This is a genomic window from Pauljensenia sp. C0254C2 (assembly GCF_056583835.1).
The window spans coordinates 1-20,801 of record NZ_JBWPJO010000012.1; the positions used below are offsets into that span (position 1 = coordinate 1).

Sequence of the window (20,801 nt, forward strand, 5' to 3'; positions counted from 1 at the left end):
AGTAAGACACTGCCGCAATCAACCGTGAGTTGGGGGTGGGGTACAGGCCTGGAGACAGGCACGTACCCCACCCCCCCCTTTTTTACGCGCACACGCAAGCCCGCACACCCAGCGGGGCTGACCGACCGGATACCCAGTCAACCAACATAGTAGTGCACGGGCAACTGCCCGCCTCAGACGTGTATCTGCGCACGAAATTCATGAGCTGACAGGTATGTCAGCGCATATCAGGTAGCATTAACAGCAGTATTAACGTGTGAAGCAGCTCCGTAGATAGGGCGGGACACAGACGAATAGGGGAGACCATTCATGGCAGACGAACGACACGATCGATCGAACGACTTCCGCTCACGAGGCGAGCGTTCATGGAGGGGCTCCTCAGACCGCCGAGGCTTCGGCCGTCGAGATGACCAGGGAGGTCGACGCTCTTCCGGTGGCTACCAGTCACGCAATCGTCGCTTCGATGACGGCGAATCACGGCGAGACGGTGGTTTTCAGCGTGACGGTGGTTTCCGACGCGACGGTGAGTCACGACGCGGAAGCGGACAATGGCAGCAGCGCGACAATGACCGTGATTTCAAACGCGGCAGCTTCAACCGCTCAGACCGTGACCGCGACCGTCATGGCGAGGGGCGCGGCTTTAGAGAACGTGACGATCGTCGCGGCGGACGTTCTGACGGTTTCGACCGCGATGGCAGAAAGCGCTTCAACAGACGAGGTGACGGTAAAGGCAGGAATCGGTCAGACCGAGGCGATCGGAATGACCGTCATGACCACTCCGAACGTGGCAGCCGTTTCGACCGAAACGATCGTGGAGACCGCAGGCGCGATGACCGCTCCGGTTCACGTCACGACCGAGGAAACAATCAGCGCGGCGATGCCAACTACGCGAGCACCGAAGAATACGTGTCACCTCACGGTGATGAGCCGACAATTCCAGCCGGCGTATCAGCCAGTGAACTCGACTCTGAAGCCCTGCGTTCACTCAAGACGCTATCGGGAGCTAACCATGACATCGTGGCACGCCACCTCGTTATGGCCGGTCAACTCATTGATCTGGATCCCGAGCAGGCCTACGAGCATGCCCGCGCCGCAGCCAAGCGAGCCGGTCGTGTCGATACAGTACGCGAAGCAGCCGCATTGACTGCCTACGCATCGGGACGCTATGAAGAAGCACTGCGTGAGGTGCGAGCCGTGCGACGCATGCGCGGAGACCAGTCTCTGCGCGCTGTGGAAGCGGACTGTGAACGCGGACTGGGCCATCCAGAACGAGCAGTTGACATTATTGACAAGACCGACACCGCCGCTCTTGACCTGGGTGAACAGGTCGAACTCGTCCTCGTTTCGTCTGGTGCGCGTGCGGATCTAGGACAAAACGAAGTCGGCCTGGTGCTGGTCGATGATGCGCTGGCAGCCTTGCCTGAAGATGCCGACACCGAATATGTGCGCCGCCTGATGAGCGTCAAAGCCGATCGTCTGCGCGAACTGGGGCGCGACGAGGAAGCCACTCAAGTCGAAGAATCGATGCCGCCAGAAATCGAAGATCCCGACATCGTGGACATCGAAATGATTGCTGATGCGGATGTCACCAAGCGTGGCAGCACGTTGCACGGAACCGACGAACCACTGTCCAGTCTCTTTGACACAGCGTTGCTTGACCTGGACGGCGTGGCATGGATGGGGTCAGACCCCATTGAGCATGCGGCCCCGTCCGTCGTCGCCGCGCGTGAGAACGGCATCAAGACGGTGTTCGTGACCAATAATGCCTCACGTCCGCCTCAGGCAGTCGCTGAAAAGCTGAATTCGATGGGATTCGAAGCGGACGAATCCATGATCATGACATCCGCGATGGACGTGGCGGCTATTATGAGCGACGAGCTCGATGACGGCGCCAAGGTCTTTATGGTTGGTGGTCCCGGACTGCGCGAAGCTCTCGAAAAAGCTGGATTCACCCTCGTTGAACGTGCAAGTGACCAGCCAGATGCAGTCGTCATGGGACTGGACCGAACTGTCGGCTGGGAACAGATGTCGCAGGCTGCCTACGCGATTCAGGCCGGCGCCCGATTCTTTGCCTCCAATATGGACTCCACACTGCCGACAGAAGAAGGCTTTGCCCTCGGAAACGGCTCTCTGGTGACCGCCGTAGAACATGCCACCAAACAGCGTGCAACCGCGGCAGGTAAGCCGACGCCCGGAATCTACCAACGCGGTGCGAACCTGGTCGAAGCACACAATCCACTGAGCGTGGGAGACCGACTCGAAACCGATATTGCCGGCGCTGTCTCAGCTGGCTACCCTGCCCTTCACGTGCTTACCGGTGTCCATCAGGCAGCAGATGTGATTCGGGCACGAAAGGGTCAGCGACCCACCTACCTCGCCCTTGACATGCGAGGGTTGAACGAGGCTCATCCTCATCCCAAACATCACAAGGACAACACGTGGACCTGTGGGTACTCCCAGGTAGCATCGGTGACCAAGTGGGGCACGCTGCGCCTGGACGGTATCGAGTTGACTGAACCGACCACGGTCACCCTGGATTCGTATCGTGCGCTGGCAGCCGCAGCGTGGGCTGTCGAATCAGATGAGCCCGTGCGGTGCCCGGAATTGACGGTTGTGCCCAACGACGATCCGGCAGGGATTGTGACCCCGCCTGAACCTCAGGACGAATCGGAAGACGAAGCGGAAAATCCCGAGGTTTCAGACGCCATTGACGCGGAATTGGCTGAAGATACGCGCCCGGATTCCGAAGTCGAAGAGGAAGCCCTCAGCACAAACAATCCGATCCCGGCGTTCCTTCCTGGTGAAGAAGAACTCGAAGCTCTGCTGCGCGAGGGCGCAGATGACGAGACCGGCGTGAAGACCGCTGAAAGCGAGGATGACGCTGCCGCAGCGGACAGCGCGCAGGACGTGTCGCAGGACAGCGCCAGTGAGTGAGAACGACCCCGTGACACCGCGCCCTCATGATCCGCATGATCGTGAGGACGCGGTCACAATTCCCAACGGAGAAGTCGAACTCGACGGATTGAACGAGGCAAGCGCACAGATTCAGGTACGCACGCTGGCAGGATTCGATGCGCAGCTTCGTGCTGCCCTCGAGCACGTGAGCCGCTGAGATGAAACTCAGGAGAATCGACTCCGAACTGGTGCGCCGCCACCTGGCACGCTCACGCACCCACGCTCAGGAACTTATCCACGATGGGCGCGTCAAACTCGACGGGCAGGTGGTGCTCAAGCCGGCTCGACAAATGGATCCTGCACAGGCAATCGTCATTACCGAGGGGGACGCCGTCGACTACGCTTCACGCGGTGCCTACAAACTTGCCGGCGCGCTGGACGCCCTCGGAAAATCAGCACCGCGCATACAGGGGCGACGGTGTCTGGATGCGGGAGCATCGACGGGCGGGTTTACTGACGTCCTGTTGCGGCGAGGCGCACAGCAGGTGATCGCTGTTGACGTGGGATATGGGCAGCTTGCCTGGAAGCTGCAGTCGGACCCTCGCGTCGAGGTGCGTGATCGCACCAATATTCGCACGCTCACGCCCGCTGATATCACGCCACCCGTTGACCTGGTGGTGTCCGACTTATCGTTCATTTCACTGACACTGGTGATCCCGCCGCTGATTTCCGTGGCAACACCCGACGCGGACTACCTGTTGATGGTCAAGCCTCAATTTGAGATCGGCAAAGACAGGCTCGGCCACGGAGGCGTGGTGCGTGACCCCGATCAGCACGTGGAAACGGTGGAAAAAGTCGCGCAATGTGCGCGTAGCAATGGGTTGGATATATACGCCGTTCAGGCTTCACCGTTGCCGGGTCCTGCCGGTAATGTCGAGTATTTCCTGGCGATGCGCTCAGGCCATCCGGATGCGATCTTGGAGCAAAACCTGCACAATCGGATTGTCAGAGCAGTACAGGAAGGGCCGGCAGTGAAGGGAAGGAAACATTCGTGATTCAGCGCGTCATGCTGGTGCGCCACATCAACCGCCCAGAAGCACAGGCAGCCGCCCAGGCAGCAGCACGTGAACTTTCGGTACGCGACATTGACGTGGTGCCTGAAGGAGACTGCACCGGCGATATCGACCTGGTGCTGGCCACAGGAGGCGACGGCACGATTCTTGCCGCAGCAGAATACGCCCGGAAATTCGACGCACCGTTGCTCGGCATCAACATGGGGCACATGGGCTTCCTTGCGGAAGTGTCTGCGGACGGCATCCTGTCAGTTGTTGACATGATTGCAGATGGGCGTTACACCATGGATACGCGCATGACGCTCGACATCCATGCGCACTTCCCCGATGGCACCGAATGGCACGACTGGGCGCTGAACGAAGCAGTCGTCATGCACACGGACGTGGCGCACCCGGTCCACTTGGGATTCGGAGTGGACGGACAGGCTGTATCCACCTACGGGGCGGACGGCATCATCTTCTCCACACCCACCGGCTCAACTGCATATTCGTTCTCTGCTGGCGGGCCAGTGGTATGGCCCGACACGGAGGCAATCATCATGGCTCCGCTGGCCGCGCATGGCCTGTTCACGCGGCCACTTGTTGTCAGCCCTTCGTCAGTGCTCAGCGTCAATATCCTCGAAGATGCATGGAGTGCGCCAGAAGTGTGGTGCGACGGTCTGCGTCAGCGCACCGTCCCCAGCGGAACAACCATCACTGCCACACGAGGATGTCGCCCCGTCCACCTGCTGCGCCTCGATGACACTCCATTTTCTACGCGACTGGTCAAACGATTCCAGCTGCCTGTGGATGGTTGGAGGAAACGCCCATCCGAGCGTTAATCTGTCACGTGAGAGCTGGAGAGGCGAGAGGAGGCCAACGTGATCGATGCGCTCCGCATCAAGTCCCTGGGCGTCATTGACGAAGCCGACGTGCAATTTTCACCTGGCCTGACTGTTGTCACCGGTGAAACCGGAGCCGGTAAGACGATGGTGTTGACCTCACTGTCACTTTTGCTCGGCACTCGGGCCGATTCTCAGACCGTGCGTCAGGGGTGTGAGCAGGCCGAAGTAGACGGCATTTTCGAAGTCGATGACATGGTTGCCGCACGCGCCCAGGAGCTTGGAGCCAACGTCGAAGACGGTGAGCTCATCGTGTCCAGAACGGTTAGTGCCAAGGGTCGATCACGCGCCCACCTTGCAGGACGCCCCATCCCGGTATCCATTCTTGCTGATATTGGCGATAGCCTCGTCACGATTCACGGCCAGGCCGACCAGATGCGTCTACGTCAGGCATCCGTCCAGCGCGCCACTCTCGATGAGACAGGCGACGATCAGCACCAGGAGCTTCTCCGCGACTACGCGCAAGCCTGGAAAACAGCAGTCGATGCGAAAAAACGCCTGGACATGGCGCGCTCGCACGCCGACGAACGTGCGACACGCATTGAGGAACTGACCCGCATCACTGACCAGATCCGCCAGCTGGACCCGTATCCGGGTGAAGACGACGATCTGCGCACTCAGACTGAAAGACTGACCAACGTTGAGGATCTGCGCGCCCAGGTGGCTCTGGCCTACGCATGTCTGCGCGGTGAATCTGACGAGACCCACCTGATCGATCTGCTGCACCGCGTCCAGGCCGCATTCGCAGATGCCTCGCGTTTTGATTCCACGCTCGATTCGTTCGCCCAGCGTGCCCACACTCTGCGTCTTGATGCCGACTCGCTGGCAGATGATGCCGAGGCCTACCTGTCCACACTGAACGCCGACCCGGAGCGTCTTAACGCGTTGCACCAACGGCGCGCCGACCTGAATCGCCTGCTGCAGGGGCGGGCCGCAGATGCCACTCAGCTGCTTGAATGGGAAGCTCAGGCGCGCGCTGAACTTGAAGAACTGACAGATCCGGATGTCAACGAAGACTCCCTCGCCGCTGAACTTGCGCAGGCTCAGCAGCGCGTACTGGAACTGGGGGAGCGCCTGAGCACCTCCCGCCGGCACCTCGCAGACGAACTCAGCGAGCACGTCGATGCCGAGCTGGCAGCACTGGCGATGAAAGGGGCACACCTGAACGTCGAACTGATGCACCGTAAACCCAACTCCACGGGGTGTGAAGACATCACATTCATGCTGCAGCCTCATCCTGACGCGCCCGCCCGGCCAGTGTCTCGCGGAGCATCAGGTGGCGAGCTTTCACGCGTCATGCTGGCACTGGAAGTGGCGCTCTCGCATCGTGCGACGCCCCGCACCTTCGTCTTTGACGAGGTCGACGCCGGAATCGGTGGGCGCACAGCCACAGAGGTGGGCGCGCGACTGGCACGGCTGGCACGCGTACACCAGGTGATCGTGGTCACCCACCTGGCTCAGGTGGCAGCCTATGGAGACACCCACCTGGTAGTGCACAAAGAGGGTGGAACTGCGCGTGTGACATGCGTTGACGGGGAAGAACGCATCGACGAGATCGTGCGAATGACCGGCTCGCCGACCACCTCAGAAACGGCACGCCGTCACGCGAAAGAATTGATTCTGGCCGCAACCGTGCCACAATCGCCCTGTGAGTGACAATGAGACAGGTATGCCACCATCGCAGGCTCCCAGCGATGCGGATGTGAGGGCACGGATTCGCATCGACGAGAATCCCGTGCGGCTCGCCCGGCGCCTCGAAGCCGGTGAAATTGCGGTTATCGACAGGCCTGACTTGGACCGGGCCACCGCCCGACTGCTCATTGACGCACAACCCACAGCAATTTTGAACGCGTCAGCGTCCTCTACCGGCCGCTACCCGAACCTCGGTCCAGCCCTCGTCCTCAAAGCAGGCATTTTGTTGCTCGATGACCTGGGTTCTGACATTATGACCCTGCGTGAGGGAGACACCATCACGATCAGCGGCACAGAGGTGACGCAAGATGATCGACTGATCGCATCCGGCCACGTGATGACTGACGAGGACGACCTGCGCGCACGCGAGGAAGCACGCCTGGGTCTGAGCACTCAGATCGAAGCGTTCGATGAATTCACAGATGACTATTTTGAGCGCGAATCTGACCTGCTCTACCACGAAAAAGGGATTCCGACCCTGCGCACCAAGATGCAGGGTCGCCCGGTTCTCCTGGTGAATAAGGCTGAAGATTCTGTCAAGGAACTCAAAGGGCTGCGTCGCTGGATTCGCGATACCAACCCCATCCTGGTCGGCGTTGACGGGGGAGCGGACCTGCTGCTTCGCGAACGCATGAAGCCCCACATCATCGTGGCCGACATGGATGCGGTCTCAGAAAAGGCGTTGGGATGCGGGGCTGAACTAGTGGTGCGGGAGAACCGTGACGGCACCGCTCCAGGACGCGAACGCCTCAACCGACAGGGACGCTCCTACGAAGTAATGACCGCATCTGGGACCAGTGAGGATGCAGCGATCATTCTGGCTGCCACGCAACGTGCCTCCGTGATCGCCACGATCGGTATTCACCTGACACTCCAGGATTTCCTCGATCGCGGACGCGCCGGAATGGCGTCAACCTTCTTCACGCGTCTCAAGGCAGGCGACGCGCTTATCTCATCGCGTGCCATTCGCGAAACCTACCGTCCACGCATTTCAGCGTTCTGGCTGATCGTATTCGTTATCGTCGCCGTCCTGCTGGCCGGTGCGGCACTGTGGTCCACACCGTGGGGGCAGGGTGCTATGGAAGTCGTAGCCCATTGGGTCGCAAGCTGGTGGCCCTTCAGCGCAGGGAGCAGTTAAAAGAGGTCATCATGGTTAATTTTCGCTATCACCTAGTCTCCATCATCGCGATCTTCATCGCGCTGTGCGTGGGCGTGATCCTCGGTGCCGGCCCCCTGCAGGTACGGCTCGATGACGCACTGAGCTCATCGCGCGCACAGGCGCAGCGAACCGCTCAGGAACAACTCGAAGAAGCCGAACACAGCCTCAAGCTGTCAGAAGCAGCCGTTGCGCAAATGGGCGACGAGATTGTGCCAGGAACCCTCGAAGGACGCAATATTGGTCTGCTGAAAATGGCGGCCACCGATCCTGCTGATATCGAGCAACTCAAGACTATGCTGAGCAAAGCCGGTGCAACAGTTGTCAGCGTCGCAACACTGACAGACAACTGGGATTCTCAGTCCATGACCGAGTATCGCAATACGCTGGCCACGCCAGTTGAGACCAACCTCGCCGGTGACGTTCCGGCAGATCTGACCAGTGACGGAGTGATCGGGCAGGCCATCGTGACTATTATGACCTCCTCTGGCGCCAACCAGGATCTGCTCCGTGACATCCTGACCGATGATTCGCGTCCCATTGTCACCTTCGATGAATCCGAGGGCGGTCAGGCTGACACCCTGATTCTGGTCGGGCCGCGCACGATGAAGGCTGGAATGGCAACTGCGCAGGACGCCCAGAGCGGCACAGGAGGCCCGACTTCTTCGAGCGCATGGGTCGGAATGGCTCGCGCATTGGCAAGTGCGCCCAACCCCGGCGTGATCGTGGGTGATGCCGGTGATGCGGACGCGATGATTGCCCAGCTGCGTGCACAGAACGCTCCAATCACCACCGTTGATTCCGTAGGAACAGCGATCGCCACGCTGACAACAGTTCTCGCACTTCCGAGCGCCCAGGCTCAGCCACGCGCACTGGGCGGCGAGGACAGCGCCACCAGCGTGTTCCCAGATCTTCAGCTCTCAGGCCGGCAAGCGGCTCCACCCGCGCCACACAACGAACCGGCAGACGGAGCCCAGTCACAAAGCGGAGGAGAGTAACACCGTGACGGCACACGAGGATGAACACATACCCATCGCTGATCGCAGCGGAAGCGCACCCGTCGCCAGTCACGACATCGTATGGCGCGGCAAAGTCTTTGACATGGCTGAAGACGAGGTCATCCTTGACGACTCTCACTCAGTGATTCGCCAGTACCTGTCGCATCCAGGCGCAGTCGGCATCGTCGCATTGCGCGGTGAGGACGGTAATGAGGAAGTACTGCTGGAATACCAGTACCGCCATCCAGTAGGCGCGCACCTGTGGGAGATACCGGCCGGCCTTCTCGATATCGAGGGTGAAGACCCCCTGACAGCGGCCAAACGCGAACTTGCTGAAGAAACGGATCAGAAGGCCGAGCGCTGGGATGTCCTCGTCGATTACTTCACCTCACCTGGAGGATCCGAAGAATCTCTGCGGATCTTCCTTGCCCGCGATGTTTCTCCGACTGGCACCACCTTCGAGCGTGAGGATGAGGAAGCGGCGATGGTGACCCGCTGGGTCAACCTGGATGAAGCTGTTCGCCTCGTTGCTGCGGGAAATCTGCATAACCCTTCAGCCTGCGTGGGAATCCTCGCCACCTTCGCTGCGCGCGCCCACGGGTGGCAGACCCTGCGTGCCAGCGACGCGCCGTGGATGCGTTCTGCGCGTCAGAACTGACTGCTCCAGACTCGAATCCTCCTTATAGCGTGCAAGTGATCTCAATCGCCGTAATTTAGAAAGCATCGTGTTGCTAAAAGCCGTACACTGGTGGGGTAGTTACTGACGGCGATAAGGAGGACAGTCATGGGAGAGCCGACTGAAATCGGCACCCGCGAGCAGGTGCTCGACCTAATCGTCGAAAAAGGTCCCGTGACCGCTACGGTCATCGCGAAGATCCTGGATCTGACCACGGCGGCGGTCAGACGGCACATCACCATTTTGCAGGACGCTGGAGAAATCGTTCAGTATCAGGACTACTCGACTGAAAAGCGTGGACGAGGGCGACCAGCGCGTCACTACGTGGCAACCGAGCGAGCACACGACAGGCTCCCAGAGGGATACTCCGAGTTGGCTGTCAAGGCTCTGGGCTACCTGGGACAGGTCGGAGGGGGCCCGGCCATTGACTCATTTGCCGCTGCCCGCTCACGCGAAATCGAACGTCGATACGCGCCGATCGTGCGTGAAGCAGGGAACGACCCGAAAGTGCGCGCACAGGCTCTGGCTGACGCGCTCACCCAGGACGGTTACGCAGCGACAGTGCGCGACATTGGCGATGGCACCTTCGCAATCCAGCTATGTCAGGGTCACTGCCCGATCCAGCAGGTAGCCGATGACTTCCCACAATTGTGCGAAGCGGAAACCCAAGCCTTTGCGCGTCTGCTGGACGTGCATGTTCAACGTTTGGCCACCTTGGCCGGAGGGGAGCACGTATGCACCACGCATATTCCCGTGGGTGCCCCCACAATCCGGCGCTCTGCGTTGGCGGCTCTCAGGCGATAGCGTGAGTGCTTTTGACACAGCGGCAAAGTCACGATCTTGACGCCAGTCAAGTCACTGAGGAAAGGACAATATGAGCCAGTCACCGCCAATCGTTTCATCTGAGGATAAGCGCAGAAGTGATGAAGCGATTATCGAATCCATCGGTGCATACGAATTTGGATGGCACGACAAGGACGACTACTCACATGATGTTCCCAAAGGCATCAACGAGCAGGTGGTGCGCCACATTTCGGCCGAAAAGAATGAACCCGAATGGATGTTGGAGCGCCGACTGAAAGCTCTGGAGATCTTCGAGCGCAAACCCATGCCGGCATGGGGTCCCGACCTGTCCGACATCGACTTCGGTGACTTCAAGTACTACGTGCGTCCCACCGACCGTCAGGTTAAAGACTGGAACGACCTGCCCGAAGACATTCGTCAGACCTATGACCGCCTGGGCATTCCCGAAGCGGAAAAACAGCGTCTGGTCGCAGGCGTGGCCGCGCAGTACGAATCTGAAGTTGTTTACCAGCAGATTCAGTCTGATCTGGAGAAGCAAGGCGTCGTCTTCATGGACACCGACACCGGCCTGCGTGAATACCCCGAGATCTTCAAGGAATACTTCGGGCACTCGGTACCTTCAGGTGACAACAAGTTCGCAGCACTCAACACGGCAGCATGGTCGGGTGGCTCATTCGTGTACGTGCCACCGGGCGTCCACGTTGAGATCCCTCTGCAGGCCTACTTCCGCATCAACACCGAAGCGATGGGCCAGTTTGAGCGCACGCTGATCGTAGCGGACGAAGGTTCCTACGTTCACTACGTCGAGGGCTGCACGGCCCCGATTTACGACTCCAACTCGCTGCACGCCGCAGTCGTGGAAATCTTCGTGCGCAAGGATGCCCGCGTGCGATACACGACCATCCAGAACTGGTCGACCAACGTGCTCAACCTGGTGACTCAGCGTGCCATCGTTGACGAGGGTGGAACGATGGAGTGGATCGATGGCAACATGGGCTCCGCGATCACGATGAAGTACCCCGCGTGCTTCCTCATGGGTGACCACGCCCGAGGCGAAACACTGTCAATCGGTTTTGCCGGCCCCGGCCAGAACCAGGACACGGGTGCGAAGATGGTGCACATGGCGCCGCACACGTCCTCGTCCATTGTCTCCAAATCAGTGTCACGAGGGGGTGGGCGCACCTCGTATCGAGGCCTCGTGCAGGTCAATGCGCGTGCGCGCCACTCCAAGTCGAATGTTCTGTGCGACGCGCTGCTGGTCGATAAGATCTCCCGCACCGACACATACCCGTATGTGGATGTGCGCACCGACGACGTGGAAATGGGGCACGAGGCCACCGTCTCGAAAGTGTCAGAAGATCAGCTGTTCTACCTGATGAGTCGCGGCCTGGATGAAAACGAAGCTATGGCCATGATTGTGCGCGGATTCGTCGAGCCTATTGCGAAGGAACTCCCCATGGAGTACGCACTCGAACTGAACCGCCTCATCGAACTACAAATGGAAGGATCGGTGGGCTGAGTTGGCTCAAGACCATCGCGAAGATCACGTCAGCCCACACCCATCGCGCGCAGATCGGCCGACGTCGTTCAACCTCGACGATATTCCCGTGCCCAAAGGCAAGGAAGAAGACTGGCGATTTACCCCGATGCGCCGTATCTCGATGTTGTTCGACCCGGCCAACTACGATACCGAGGACGCTCCGCTGACTGTGGAAGCTCCCGAAGGCGTCTGCGTTGAAACCGTCTCGCGAAACGATTCACGCGTGGGCACCGTGCTGGCTCCTGGTGACAGGACCGCGGTAGTTGAATGGAATACGTTCCATGATGCTCAGGTCGTGTCCGTTCCAGCCGGACAACGCATCGACGATCCAATTCTTATTACGGTGGATACGGCCTCTGACCAACGCAGCCAGCACCTGGTCATCGACGCTGGCGCACACAGCGAATCCACAGTGATCCTCAACCACACGGACAGCGCCGACGCGCGAATCAACCAGGGCATTGAGATCACTACCGGTGAGAACGCCTCGTTAACGTTCGTGTCCCTGCAGGAATGGGACGACAGTGTTGTACACGCGTCGAACCACCGCATCCGCATTGGCAAGAACGCGAAAGTGCGTCACATCGTGGTCACACTGGGTGGCGATACGGTTCGCCTGTGCGCCGATACCGACTTTGAAGGGCCGGGCGCTGAACTGACTATGCTGGGCGTGTACTTCGTGGACGGAGGACAACACCTGGAACACCGTGTGTTCGTGGACCACTCAGCACCCAACTGCTACTCACGCGTGACGTATAAAGGCGCCCTGCAGGGTAAGGATGCGCACTCGGTGTGGATTGGTGACTGCCTCATCCAGGAACCTGCTGACGGAACAGACACCTATGAGCTGAACCGTAACCTCATTTTGACCGAAGGCGCTCATGCTGATTCAGTTCCCAACCTTGAGATTGAAAACGGTGAGATCGCCGGAGCAGGACATGCATCAGCGACAGGACGCTTTGACGATGAACAATTGTTCTACCTGATGAGCCGCGGAATCACCGAGGAAGATGCCCGTCGCCTCGTGGTGCGAGGATTCTTCGCGGAACTGATTGACCAGATCGGTGTTCCGGCCATTGAAAAGCATCTGATGGAATCGGTTGAAAGAGAACTTGAAGTTACGGGACGCTGAGCCGCCCTCGAACGTAAGAGAAAGAACGCGACATGTCGACTTTGGAAATTCAGAACCTTCACGTCAACGTAGAAACACCTGAGGGCACGAAACAGATCCTCAAAGGTGTCGACCTCACCATCGAATCTGGCGAGATCCACGCCATCATGGGACCGAACGGATCAGGCAAATCCACACTCGCCTACGCGCTGGCCGGTCATCCAGCCTACGAGGTGACCGAAGGCGCCGCCTACCTCGATGGTCACAACATTGTGGACATGACCGTTGATGAGCGCGCCCGCAGCGGCCTGTTCCTGGCGATGCAGTACCCCGTGGCAGTGGCGGGCGTGTCAGTGTCGAACTTCCTGCGCTCCGCCAAGACCGCGATCGACGGGAAGGCGCCGAGTATCCGGACCTGGGTCAAGGACATGAACGCCGCGATGGAGAAATTGCGCATCGAACCGGCTTTCGCTGAGCGTGACGTCAACGTGGGCTTCTCCGGTGGTGAAAAGAAGCGCCTCGAAATTTTGCAGATGGAGATGCTGCGCCCCTCGTTCGCCATTCTTGACGAGACTGACTCCGGCCTTGACGTGGATGCGCTGAGGATCGTCTCCGAGGGTGTCAACCGGGTCCACGAGTCCACGAACTGCGGGATCATGCTGATCACGCACTACACGCGAATCCTGCGTTACATTCAACCCAGCCATGTGCACGTGTTTGTTGACGGTCACGTTGCCGCTCAAGGCGGCCCGGAACTGGCTGAACAACTGGAAGAAACAGGGTACGACTCATACCTTCAGTAAGCAGTAGGAGCAGATTGTGAGTGAGACGATCGGCGCGTTCACCGTCGATGAGATTCGTCAGGACTTCCCGTACCTGACGCGGCGCGGTAGGGCGGGTGGCCCCATCGCCTACTTTGACGCGTCAGCCACATCTCAAAAACCCTCGTGCGTCATAGACGCGGTTACTGACTTTTACCGGCACCACAACGGTGCCGTGCATCGCGGTACCCACGTGCTGTCAGATGACTCAACGCAACTGTACGAGGACGCGCGCGCCACCGTCGCACGCTTCATCAAAGCGCGGCCGGACGAAGTGGTGTGGACGAAGAACGCCACTGAAGCACTCAACATCGTCGCCTACGCGATGACGAACGGGTCAGCTGGTGACTCGACAGGCCACGATGTCCGCTTCAGCCTGCAGGCAGGGGACCGGGTCGTGATCTCACGCGCCGAACACCACTCGAACCTGGTGCCGTGGCAGCTGGCCTGCCAGCGCAGCGGAGCCGAGCTCAAGTGGCTCGATCTGGATCCCGAGGGACGAATCGACCTCGATACACTGGACGTCATCACGCCGAACACGAAGGTCGTCGCCGTCACACACGCATCCAACGTGACCGGAGCGATCACTCCGATTGAGCCGATCATCCAGGCAGCCCATAACGTCGGCGCACTGGTGGTTCTGGATACATGCCAGTCATCTGCGCACCTTCCAATTGACGTGACAACACTGGGCGCAGACTTCATTGCTCTGTCATCACACAAGATGTGTGGGCCGACTGGAATTGGTGCATTGTGGTCACGTCGCGACCTGCTTGAAGCGATGCCACCAGTGCTGACGGGCGGCTCAACGGTCGCATCTGTCACGATGGATTCCACTGAGTTCCTGCCTGCACCTGACTGCTTCGAAGCCGGATCGCAACCAGTGGCACAGGCGGTCGGGTGGGCACGCGCACTGGAGTACATATCCACCATTGGAATGGATGCCATTGCCAGGCGCGAAGAGGAACTGGCCACACTGATGCTGGAAGGATTGTCCGACATCGAAGGCGTGAAGATCCTGGGACCGACATCCACGCACGACCGTCTGGCAGTCGTCGCCTGGACGATGGACGGAGTCCACCCACATGATGTGGGCCAGTTCCTTGACTCACGTGACGTTGCGGTGCGAGTAGGACACCACTGCGCCATCCCGTTGCACCAGTTTTTCGGCGAGCGTGCATCGACACGGGCGACGGCAACAGTGACCACGACACGCGCCGAGATCGATCAGCTGATCGACGCAGTGAGCGCAACAGCAGGATTTTTCACAGGAGCATAATGAGCAGTCTTGAACAGATGTATCAGCAAGTGATCCTGGATCACTCGCGCGAACGCCGAGGCAGCGGCACGGTGGACAACATCCAGGCATCCTCACACCAGGTCAACCCCACATGCGGTGACGAGGTGACCCTAGGCATCAGAGTCGACGATGCCGGAAAAATTGAACACCTGGTGTGGGACGGGGATGGCTGCTCCATTTCGCAGGCCAGCCTGTCGATGCTCTCCGACATGGTCGAAGGCCAACCGACTGACACGGTGCGCGACCTGTACGCCGATATGGAAACCATGATGCATTCGCGCGGTCAGGGTGTGGACGATGCAGTCCTGGACGCGCTGGGGGATGCCGTGGCCCTTGAAGGAACCAGCCAATTCCCAAACAGAATCAAGTGCGCACTGCTGGGATGGTACGCCCTTCGTGACGCGCTGGCACAAGTTGGTATCGACATAGCAGGAGACGACCATGAGTGACACGCCTTATGCGCCCGAAGGTGCGCAGTCAGCAAACCCGATGGCTCAGACGGAACCTGTCGAACAGCGCTTTGCCCCCGCACCACAGCAACAACTGCCCACCGGCGTTGACTACGTGGAAAACGGCACAGTTCCCGCCGCAGACGTGGAAGAAGCACTCAAGGACGTCATCGACCCCGAGCTGGGAATCAACATCGTTGACCTGGGCCTGCTCTACGGCATCACGGTCAGTGAAGATGACAGTATCCAGCTGGATATGACGCTGACATCTGCTGCATGCCCACTGACCGACGTGATCGAACAGCAGGCGCAGATGGTGCTGCAGACGTTCACGGATCTGGTGATGGTCAACTGGGTGTGGATGCCCGCTTGGGGGCCAGAACGCATTACCCCTGATGGGCGTGATCAACTCCGCGCCCTGGGATTCAACGTCTGAGCATCGGCACTTTTGTGCTCAGTCGCGTGAGGATTTCTTGCCCGTATCCGTTTGTCCATCTGCGGCGCGCTTGGCAGCGTCGTGGCGGATCTGCTCTTCCTGATAGGACCGGATCGCTGCCTCGGTTGCATCGGATACTCCGCGGGAGAGCGTTGTGGCAGCTTCGCTGACACCTTTCACTACCGGGGTGACGGCGTCCTCAACCGCTTTCGACGTGGAATCCCACAACTTTGCTGCCGGATTCAGCAACTGCTCACGGACTTTGCGCCGCATGACCTTGCCCAGCTGATTACGCGGCATGGTGGAGATGAACGCGATCTGGCGCGGCAATGCGTAGTGCGAAATCGACCGCTCTGCCCATTCGCGGACCTGATCCAGCGAAATCAGGGGAGCGCCCTCGTCCATGATCAGCGCAGCGGTCACTTCCTCGGTCTCATCACCCTTCGGCAGACCGACAACGGCCACGTCCTTCACCCCCGGCATGGAACGAATCGCGTCCTCGACCTGCGAGGGATACACGTTGAAGCCGCCGGACAAAATGAGTTCCTTGCGGCGGTCCGCGAGCGTGATGAAGCCGTCATCGTTGACACCAATATCGCCTGTGCGAAGCCAGCCGTCCTGTGTGAAGACTTTTGCGGTTTCATCGGGAGCATCCAGGTAGCCTTCAAAGACTTGCGGACCGCGCACGATGATCTCGCCTGGCTCGCCATCGTCGACATCACGCGTGGGATCCTCAAGGTCGACCAGGCGCAGCTCGGTGGAAGCGAAGGGGATGCCTAGAGTTCCGTGTCGCCTGCCTGGTCCCAGAGGTGATCCGCAGATGACAGGAGAGGTCTCAGACAAGCCATAGCCCTCCAGGATAATGCCGCCGGTATATTCTTCCCATTCGTCGGCGAATGCGGTGGACAACGGCATCGCTCCGGAGACCGAATACCGGATGCTGTCGAGCGGCGTATGCGTCTTTCGTGCTTCCTTCAGGATCCTCTCAAACATCGCGGGAACACCGACAAAGAAGGTGACGGCACGACGACGATGCGCAGCAACAGCCATTGCCGCATCGAAAGTCGGCATCAGTACCTGCGTCGCCGCCTTCCTGACGGAAGCACACAGGAAGAACGTCAACCCGAATGCGTGGAAGTAGGGAAGCAGGGAGAAAAACGTTTCCGCGCCTTCGTGCAGCTTCCACACCCAGAACAGGTTCTGATTGACGTTGGCGCCGATGTTGGTGTGAGTGAGCGGAACCGACTTCGGAATACCGTTGGTGCCGCCCGTGTGCAAGATAACGGCTCGATCTGAGCCAGTTGGATGCGGATAATCGCGACGAATACTGTGAGCAGCGGCCACTGCATGATCCCAGGAACGCGTCGAATCAGGAACCTCACCACGCATCTTGTCATGCATCTGCTTCGCCTTGGCGACCGGCAACTTCAGTGCGAGGCGCTGAATGGTGGGAAGGCCGGCTGCGATATTGACGGTGAAAACCTTCTCGATGTCAATCGACCCGTCAGTGGGGTAGGAGCCGACGCATTTTTCCCACACAATGGCGACCTTGGCGTGGTGACGCTTGAGCTGGCCTTCAATTTCGTGGGCGGGTGCGAGCGGATTATGCTCAGCCGCTACGGCTCCGATCCTCATGCAGGCATAGAACGCAACAAAAGCCTGCGGGCAGTTCGGCAGTGCGATGGCGACCACGTCGCCCTTTCGCACGCCAGCATCCACCAGCACTTGGGCGGCACGCAGCACCTGAGCGAGGACTTCCCGATAGGTCGTGGTCGCACCCATGTAATCCAGCGCCACATGCGACGGGTACAGTCGGGCAGTCGTATTGAGCAGTTCGAACAGTGGCGTGTCCGGGATCGGAATTTCATACGGACATCCCGGCTCATAGTGGGCGTGTGCCTGCTCGACGATACTCATAGCGCAATCTCCTCACCGATACGGTTCGATGCTATCGCACCGCCAACACTGCCTCCCAATCGAGGCGCTTGCCGTCACACTTCCGGTGCAGCGAATGTATCGCACTTCTCCAGCGAGCCGTTTTGCACGCCAGTTTCAAGCCAGCGTTGTCGCTGTTCAGCTGACCCATGTGTCCAGCTTTCAGGATTGGTCGTGCCCTGCGCCTGCTCCTGAATACGGTCATCACCAATGGCTTCGGCAGTCTGCCATGCCTGCGCCAGTTCCTCAGAAGTCGGCTCTTTCAGGAATGCCTCGCCTGATTCGGGATCCTTGGTCTGTGAGGCCCAATGCATCCACACGCCGGCGTAGCAGTCTGCCTGCAGTTCAAGACGCACTGCATCACTTTGCTCACCGGTCTCCTGGCTGCGATGTTCGGCAAAGATGCCGCGAAGATGCTGGATGTGATGGCCCCATTCATGAGCGACCACATACTCCTGAGCCAAAGGTGCGTTGGCAGCACCGAGCTGCGATTCCATCTGCTGGAAGAAACCCAGGTCCAGGTTCACTGACGCATCTGAGGGGCAGTAGAAAGGACCGACCTGTGAAGAGGCCGTACCACACGCTGTGTTCACCGCCTGCTCGAAGAGCTGGAAGCTGGGCGGCTGGTAGTCCATTCCGGCCTGCTCGGGCAACTGAGTCTGCCAAACTACGTCCAGTGAATCAGCGGTCGTCACCATGCGGCATTCGACGTACTGATTGGCATCTGCACCAGTTTGGCAGTGTTCCAGAGACGATCCGGACTGTTCTTCCACGCTGGGCTGCGCCCCTCCGGCCAGGCCGGTCAGGTCGATTCCCGTCAGACGTGACAGCAGGAACAGGCCGATCAGTACGGCAACGGATCCACCACCGATGGCAACGCCACGTCCGCCGCGGCTGGTACGCACTCGTCCAGAATTAGACTGGACCCCCTCGTTAAAACTCATATCGCAAGAGCAGCCTCTAGCGTTGGTCAGCGTGATGATAGCGTCCGAGCATTTCATCACGGAAAGCATCGAAGTCACCTGACTGGATGCTTCCGCGGATCGCATCGACCAGGTGCACAGTGAACCACTCATTGTGAATCGTCGCCAACGTGGACGCAAGGATCTCCCTGGCCTTGAACAGGTGACGCACGTAGGCGCGGGTGTAGTGCTGACACGTGTAGCACCCGCATCCATCGACCAGGGGAGTGAAGTCGTCAGCAAAGCGCGCATTCGTCACGTTAAAGCGCCCGTCCGGGGTGTAGATCGCGGCATTTCGCGCTACGCGCGACGGATTCACGCAGTCGAACGTGTCCGCCCCAGCTTCCACTCCGGCAAACAGGTCATCCGGTTCGGAAATTCCCAGCAGGTGACGAGAACGATCGTCGGGCAGCTCCTCGCATACCCACGACACAATGCGCCCCAGATTCTCTTTCTCGAGGGCGCCTCCCACTCCGAACCCGTCAAAGGTGCGGCCATCGACTTCCATCTGCGCCAGGGTGCGCGCAGCACAGCGACGCAGATCCTCATACTGTGCGCCCTGGACAACGCCGAAGAGCTGCTGGTAAGGATGATCCGCGCGCTCGTGGGTCAAACGTTCATGTTCAGCAAGGCAACGCCGCGCCCACTCATGCGTACGCTCCAGGGATTCCTCCTGATACCAACGCGGATGCAGCAGCGAGGTCAACTCGTCAAATGCGAACATGATGTCTGCACCCAGCTGATGCTGAATCTGCATCGACTTTTCCGGAGTAAAACGGTGATGGGAACCGTCAATGTGGCTTTGGAACACCACGCCGTCACTGTCGACCACTGCGCGCGAAGATTTCACGGCCTGGCGGAACATCCAGTCCTGCTCGGCGGCAGAAGCCTCCTTGTAGACTCCCGAAAACTCCTGCGTGAGCACTTTCTTAAAGCCAGCGCCCAGTGAGAGCACCTGGAAACCACCCGAGTCGGTGAATGTCGGGCCGTGCCAATTCATGAATGCGCCGAAGCCGCCGGCACGATCCACGATGTCGGATCCGGGCTGCAGGTACAGGTGGTAGGCGTTCGCGAGGACCGCCTGGCCGCCCAGATTCGCCACCATCTCGGGAACCAGTGCCTTGACGTTGGCTTTCGTGCCCACTGGAACAAATGCGGGGGTGTGGATCTGACCGTGAGGCGTGGTAATGACACCCGTGCGGGACAGTCCCATACCGCTGTCGTGACGGTATGTGACCTCGAAACCGACTCCTCCCTCGCTCACTGTGCCAGCTTGGCCGGGCTGGGGCGTGATTTCTGGGTGCGGGCGGGACGGGAGCGCGATCCACTGCGGCGCGTCAGTCATGCGTTACCTCAAGTTCATGCGCGGCGTTGCGCTCTGGCTGTTCCCAGCGGCGCACCGCACCGATCACTGCGTAGGTCAGGGGCAGGAAAATGACCTCGACCCCCACCTTGTACAGGTATCCGACCACCACGTAGTTGACGAAGTCCCATCCGGGAATAATTCCGGCGAAGGCGATGGTGCAGAAAATCAGCGTGTCAGCCAGCTCGCCCACCATTGTCGAACCGATGAGTCGAACCCACAGGTTACGCTCACCCCACCGCTGGCGCATGCGCACCAGGACCCAGGAGTTCAGCAACTGCCCGACCAGATAGCCACACACCGATGCAGCCACGATGCGTGGCACGAAACCGAGCACGGCGACGAAAGCATCCTGATTCTCATACCCCGGGCCTACAGGGGCAGCCCCGACAACCAGGAAGGTCAGGGAGGCCAGGATGGAAACTGCAAAACCGGTGAGAATGACGCGCTTGGCCCGCGCAAAGCCATAAATCTCAGAGAGTAAATCGCCCAGGATGTAGGTCAGTGGGAACAAGACCGCGCCGCCATCGAAAACCAGCATGAGCGGGCCAATATGGATCCCGATCACTTTGGTTGCCACGATATTGGAGATCAGCAAGAACGCGACAAAACATATTGCGACGATGTCGTAGACGGATCGATGACGCTGGACGCGTGGTTGTGAAGAAGTACTCATGACGTGTTTCCGTACCTGGGTCTAAGGCCCGCT

At 59.5% G+C, this 20,801-nt stretch carries 19 protein-coding genes; 15 read left to right on the plus strand and 4 right to left on the minus strand.

The features are described from left to right. Positions 1-309: 309 nt before the first annotated feature. The 15 genes from AC1DA5_RS08560 (at position 310) to AC1DA5_RS08630 (ending at position 15,832) form a co-directional block, all read left to right on the plus strand. Positions 310-2,934 carry an HAD-IIA family hydrolase gene (locus AC1DA5_RS08560; protein ID WP_480289897.1) on the plus strand — a complete coding sequence of 875 codons (2,625 nt, stop codon included), beginning with the start codon at positions 310-312 and terminating at the stop codon, positions 2,932-2,934. Continuing rightward, entirely contained in the window at positions 2,927-3,112 is a 186-nt protein-coding gene (locus tag AC1DA5_RS08565) for a hypothetical protein (RefSeq protein WP_058236824.1), read from the plus strand. Before AC1DA5_RS08560 ends, AC1DA5_RS08565 begins: the two co-directional genes overlap by 8 nt. A gap of 1 nt (position 3,113) precedes the next feature. Next, positions 3,114-3,950 carry a TlyA family RNA methyltransferase gene (locus AC1DA5_RS08570; protein ID WP_070727363.1) on the plus strand — a complete coding sequence of 279 codons (837 nt, stop codon included), beginning with the start codon at positions 3,114-3,116 and terminating at the stop codon, positions 3,948-3,950. Next, entirely contained in the window at positions 3,950-4,789 is an 840-nt protein-coding gene (locus AC1DA5_RS08575) for an NAD kinase (protein ID WP_058236919.1), read from the plus strand. The genes AC1DA5_RS08570 and AC1DA5_RS08575 overlap by 1 nt, the downstream gene beginning before the upstream one ends. Positions 4,790-4,828: 39 nt before the next feature. Continuing rightward, on the plus strand, positions 4,829-6,505 hold the full coding sequence (recN, locus tag AC1DA5_RS08580) for a DNA repair protein RecN (protein WP_480289899.1): 1,677 nt from the start codon (positions 4,829-4,831) through the stop codon (positions 6,503-6,505). After that, positions 6,498-7,679, plus strand: coding sequence for a putative cytokinetic ring protein SteA (steA, locus tag AC1DA5_RS08585; RefSeq protein ID WP_480289901.1), 1,182 nt, complete (start codon positions 6,498-6,500; stop codon positions 7,677-7,679). The genes recN and steA overlap by 8 nt, the downstream gene beginning before the upstream one ends. An 11-nt stretch (positions 7,680-7,690) precedes the next feature. Continuing rightward, on the plus strand, positions 7,691-8,695 hold the full coding sequence (locus AC1DA5_RS08590; protein ID WP_480289903.1) for a copper transporter: 1,005 nt from the start codon (positions 7,691-7,693) through the stop codon (positions 8,693-8,695). A 4-nt stretch (positions 8,696-8,699) separates the two neighbouring features. After that, positions 8,700-9,353, plus strand: coding sequence for an NUDIX domain-containing protein (locus AC1DA5_RS08595; protein WP_480289904.1), 654 nt, complete (start codon positions 8,700-8,702; stop codon positions 9,351-9,353). A 126-nt stretch (positions 9,354-9,479) separates the two neighbouring features. After that, the gene (locus AC1DA5_RS08600; protein WP_070727355.1) at positions 9,480-10,175 is read left to right on the plus strand and encodes a helix-turn-helix transcriptional regulator; all 696 of its coding nucleotides are present in this window, start codon (positions 9,480-9,482) and stop codon (positions 10,173-10,175) included. A gap of 70 nt (positions 10,176-10,245) precedes the next feature. Beyond that, positions 10,246-11,694, plus strand: a complete 1,449-nt coding sequence (gene sufB, locus AC1DA5_RS08605) for a Fe-S cluster assembly protein SufB (RefSeq protein ID WP_058236818.1) — start codon at positions 10,246-10,248, stop codon at positions 11,692-11,694. 1 nt (position 11,695) lies between these two features. Further along, positions 11,696-12,847, plus strand: a complete 1,152-nt coding sequence (gene sufD, locus AC1DA5_RS08610) for a Fe-S cluster assembly protein SufD (RefSeq protein WP_480289907.1) — start codon at positions 11,696-11,698, stop codon at positions 12,845-12,847. 32 nt (positions 12,848-12,879) lie between these two features. Further along, entirely contained in the window at positions 12,880-13,629 is a 750-nt protein-coding gene (gene sufC / locus AC1DA5_RS08615; protein ID WP_070727349.1) for a Fe-S cluster assembly ATPase SufC, read from the plus strand. Between the two features lie 16 nt (positions 13,630-13,645). Continuing rightward, entirely contained in the window at positions 13,646-14,926 is a 1,281-nt protein-coding gene (locus tag AC1DA5_RS08620; protein WP_070727345.1) for an aminotransferase class V-fold PLP-dependent enzyme, read from the plus strand. Continuing rightward, the gene (gene sufU, locus AC1DA5_RS08625) at positions 14,926-15,396 is read left to right on the plus strand and encodes a Fe-S cluster assembly sulfur transfer protein SufU (protein WP_058236814.1); all 471 of its coding nucleotides are present in this window, start codon (positions 14,926-14,928) and stop codon (positions 15,394-15,396) included. Before AC1DA5_RS08620 ends, sufU begins: the two co-directional genes overlap by 1 nt. Beyond that, positions 15,389-15,832 carry a metal-sulfur cluster assembly factor gene (locus AC1DA5_RS08630; protein ID WP_227469361.1) on the plus strand — a complete coding sequence of 148 codons (444 nt, stop codon included), beginning with the start codon at positions 15,389-15,391 and terminating at the stop codon, positions 15,830-15,832. Before sufU ends, AC1DA5_RS08630 begins: the two co-directional genes overlap by 8 nt. Positions 15,833-15,850: 18 nt before the next feature. Here the strand turns inward: AC1DA5_RS08630 and AC1DA5_RS08635 are convergent, their stop codons facing one another. The 4 genes from AC1DA5_RS08635 to AC1DA5_RS08650 form a co-directional block, all read right to left on the minus strand. Then, positions 15,851-17,749: an AMP-binding protein gene (locus AC1DA5_RS08635; RefSeq protein WP_082628525.1), complete on the minus strand. Its 1,899-nt coding sequence runs from the start codon at positions 17,747-17,749 to the stop codon at positions 15,851-15,853. A 74-nt stretch (positions 17,750-17,823) separates the two neighbouring features. Further along, positions 17,824-18,711 (minus strand): KPN_02809 family neutral zinc metallopeptidase, encoded by an 888-nt coding sequence (gene ypfJ / locus AC1DA5_RS08640; RefSeq protein WP_058236813.1) that lies wholly within the window; start codon positions 18,709-18,711, stop codon positions 17,824-17,826. 16 nt (positions 18,712-18,727) lie between these two features. Further along, on the minus strand, positions 18,728-20,074 hold the full coding sequence (gene tgt / locus AC1DA5_RS08645; protein WP_480289909.1) for a tRNA guanosine(34) transglycosylase Tgt: 1,347 nt from the start codon (positions 20,072-20,074) through the stop codon (positions 18,728-18,730). Then, the gene (locus AC1DA5_RS08650; protein WP_480289911.1) at positions 20,067-20,768 is read right to left on the minus strand and encodes a queuosine precursor transporter; all 702 of its coding nucleotides are present in this window, start codon (positions 20,766-20,768) and stop codon (positions 20,067-20,069) included. Before AC1DA5_RS08650 ends, tgt begins: the two co-directional genes overlap by 8 nt. Positions 20,769-20,801: the final 33 nt, after the last annotated feature.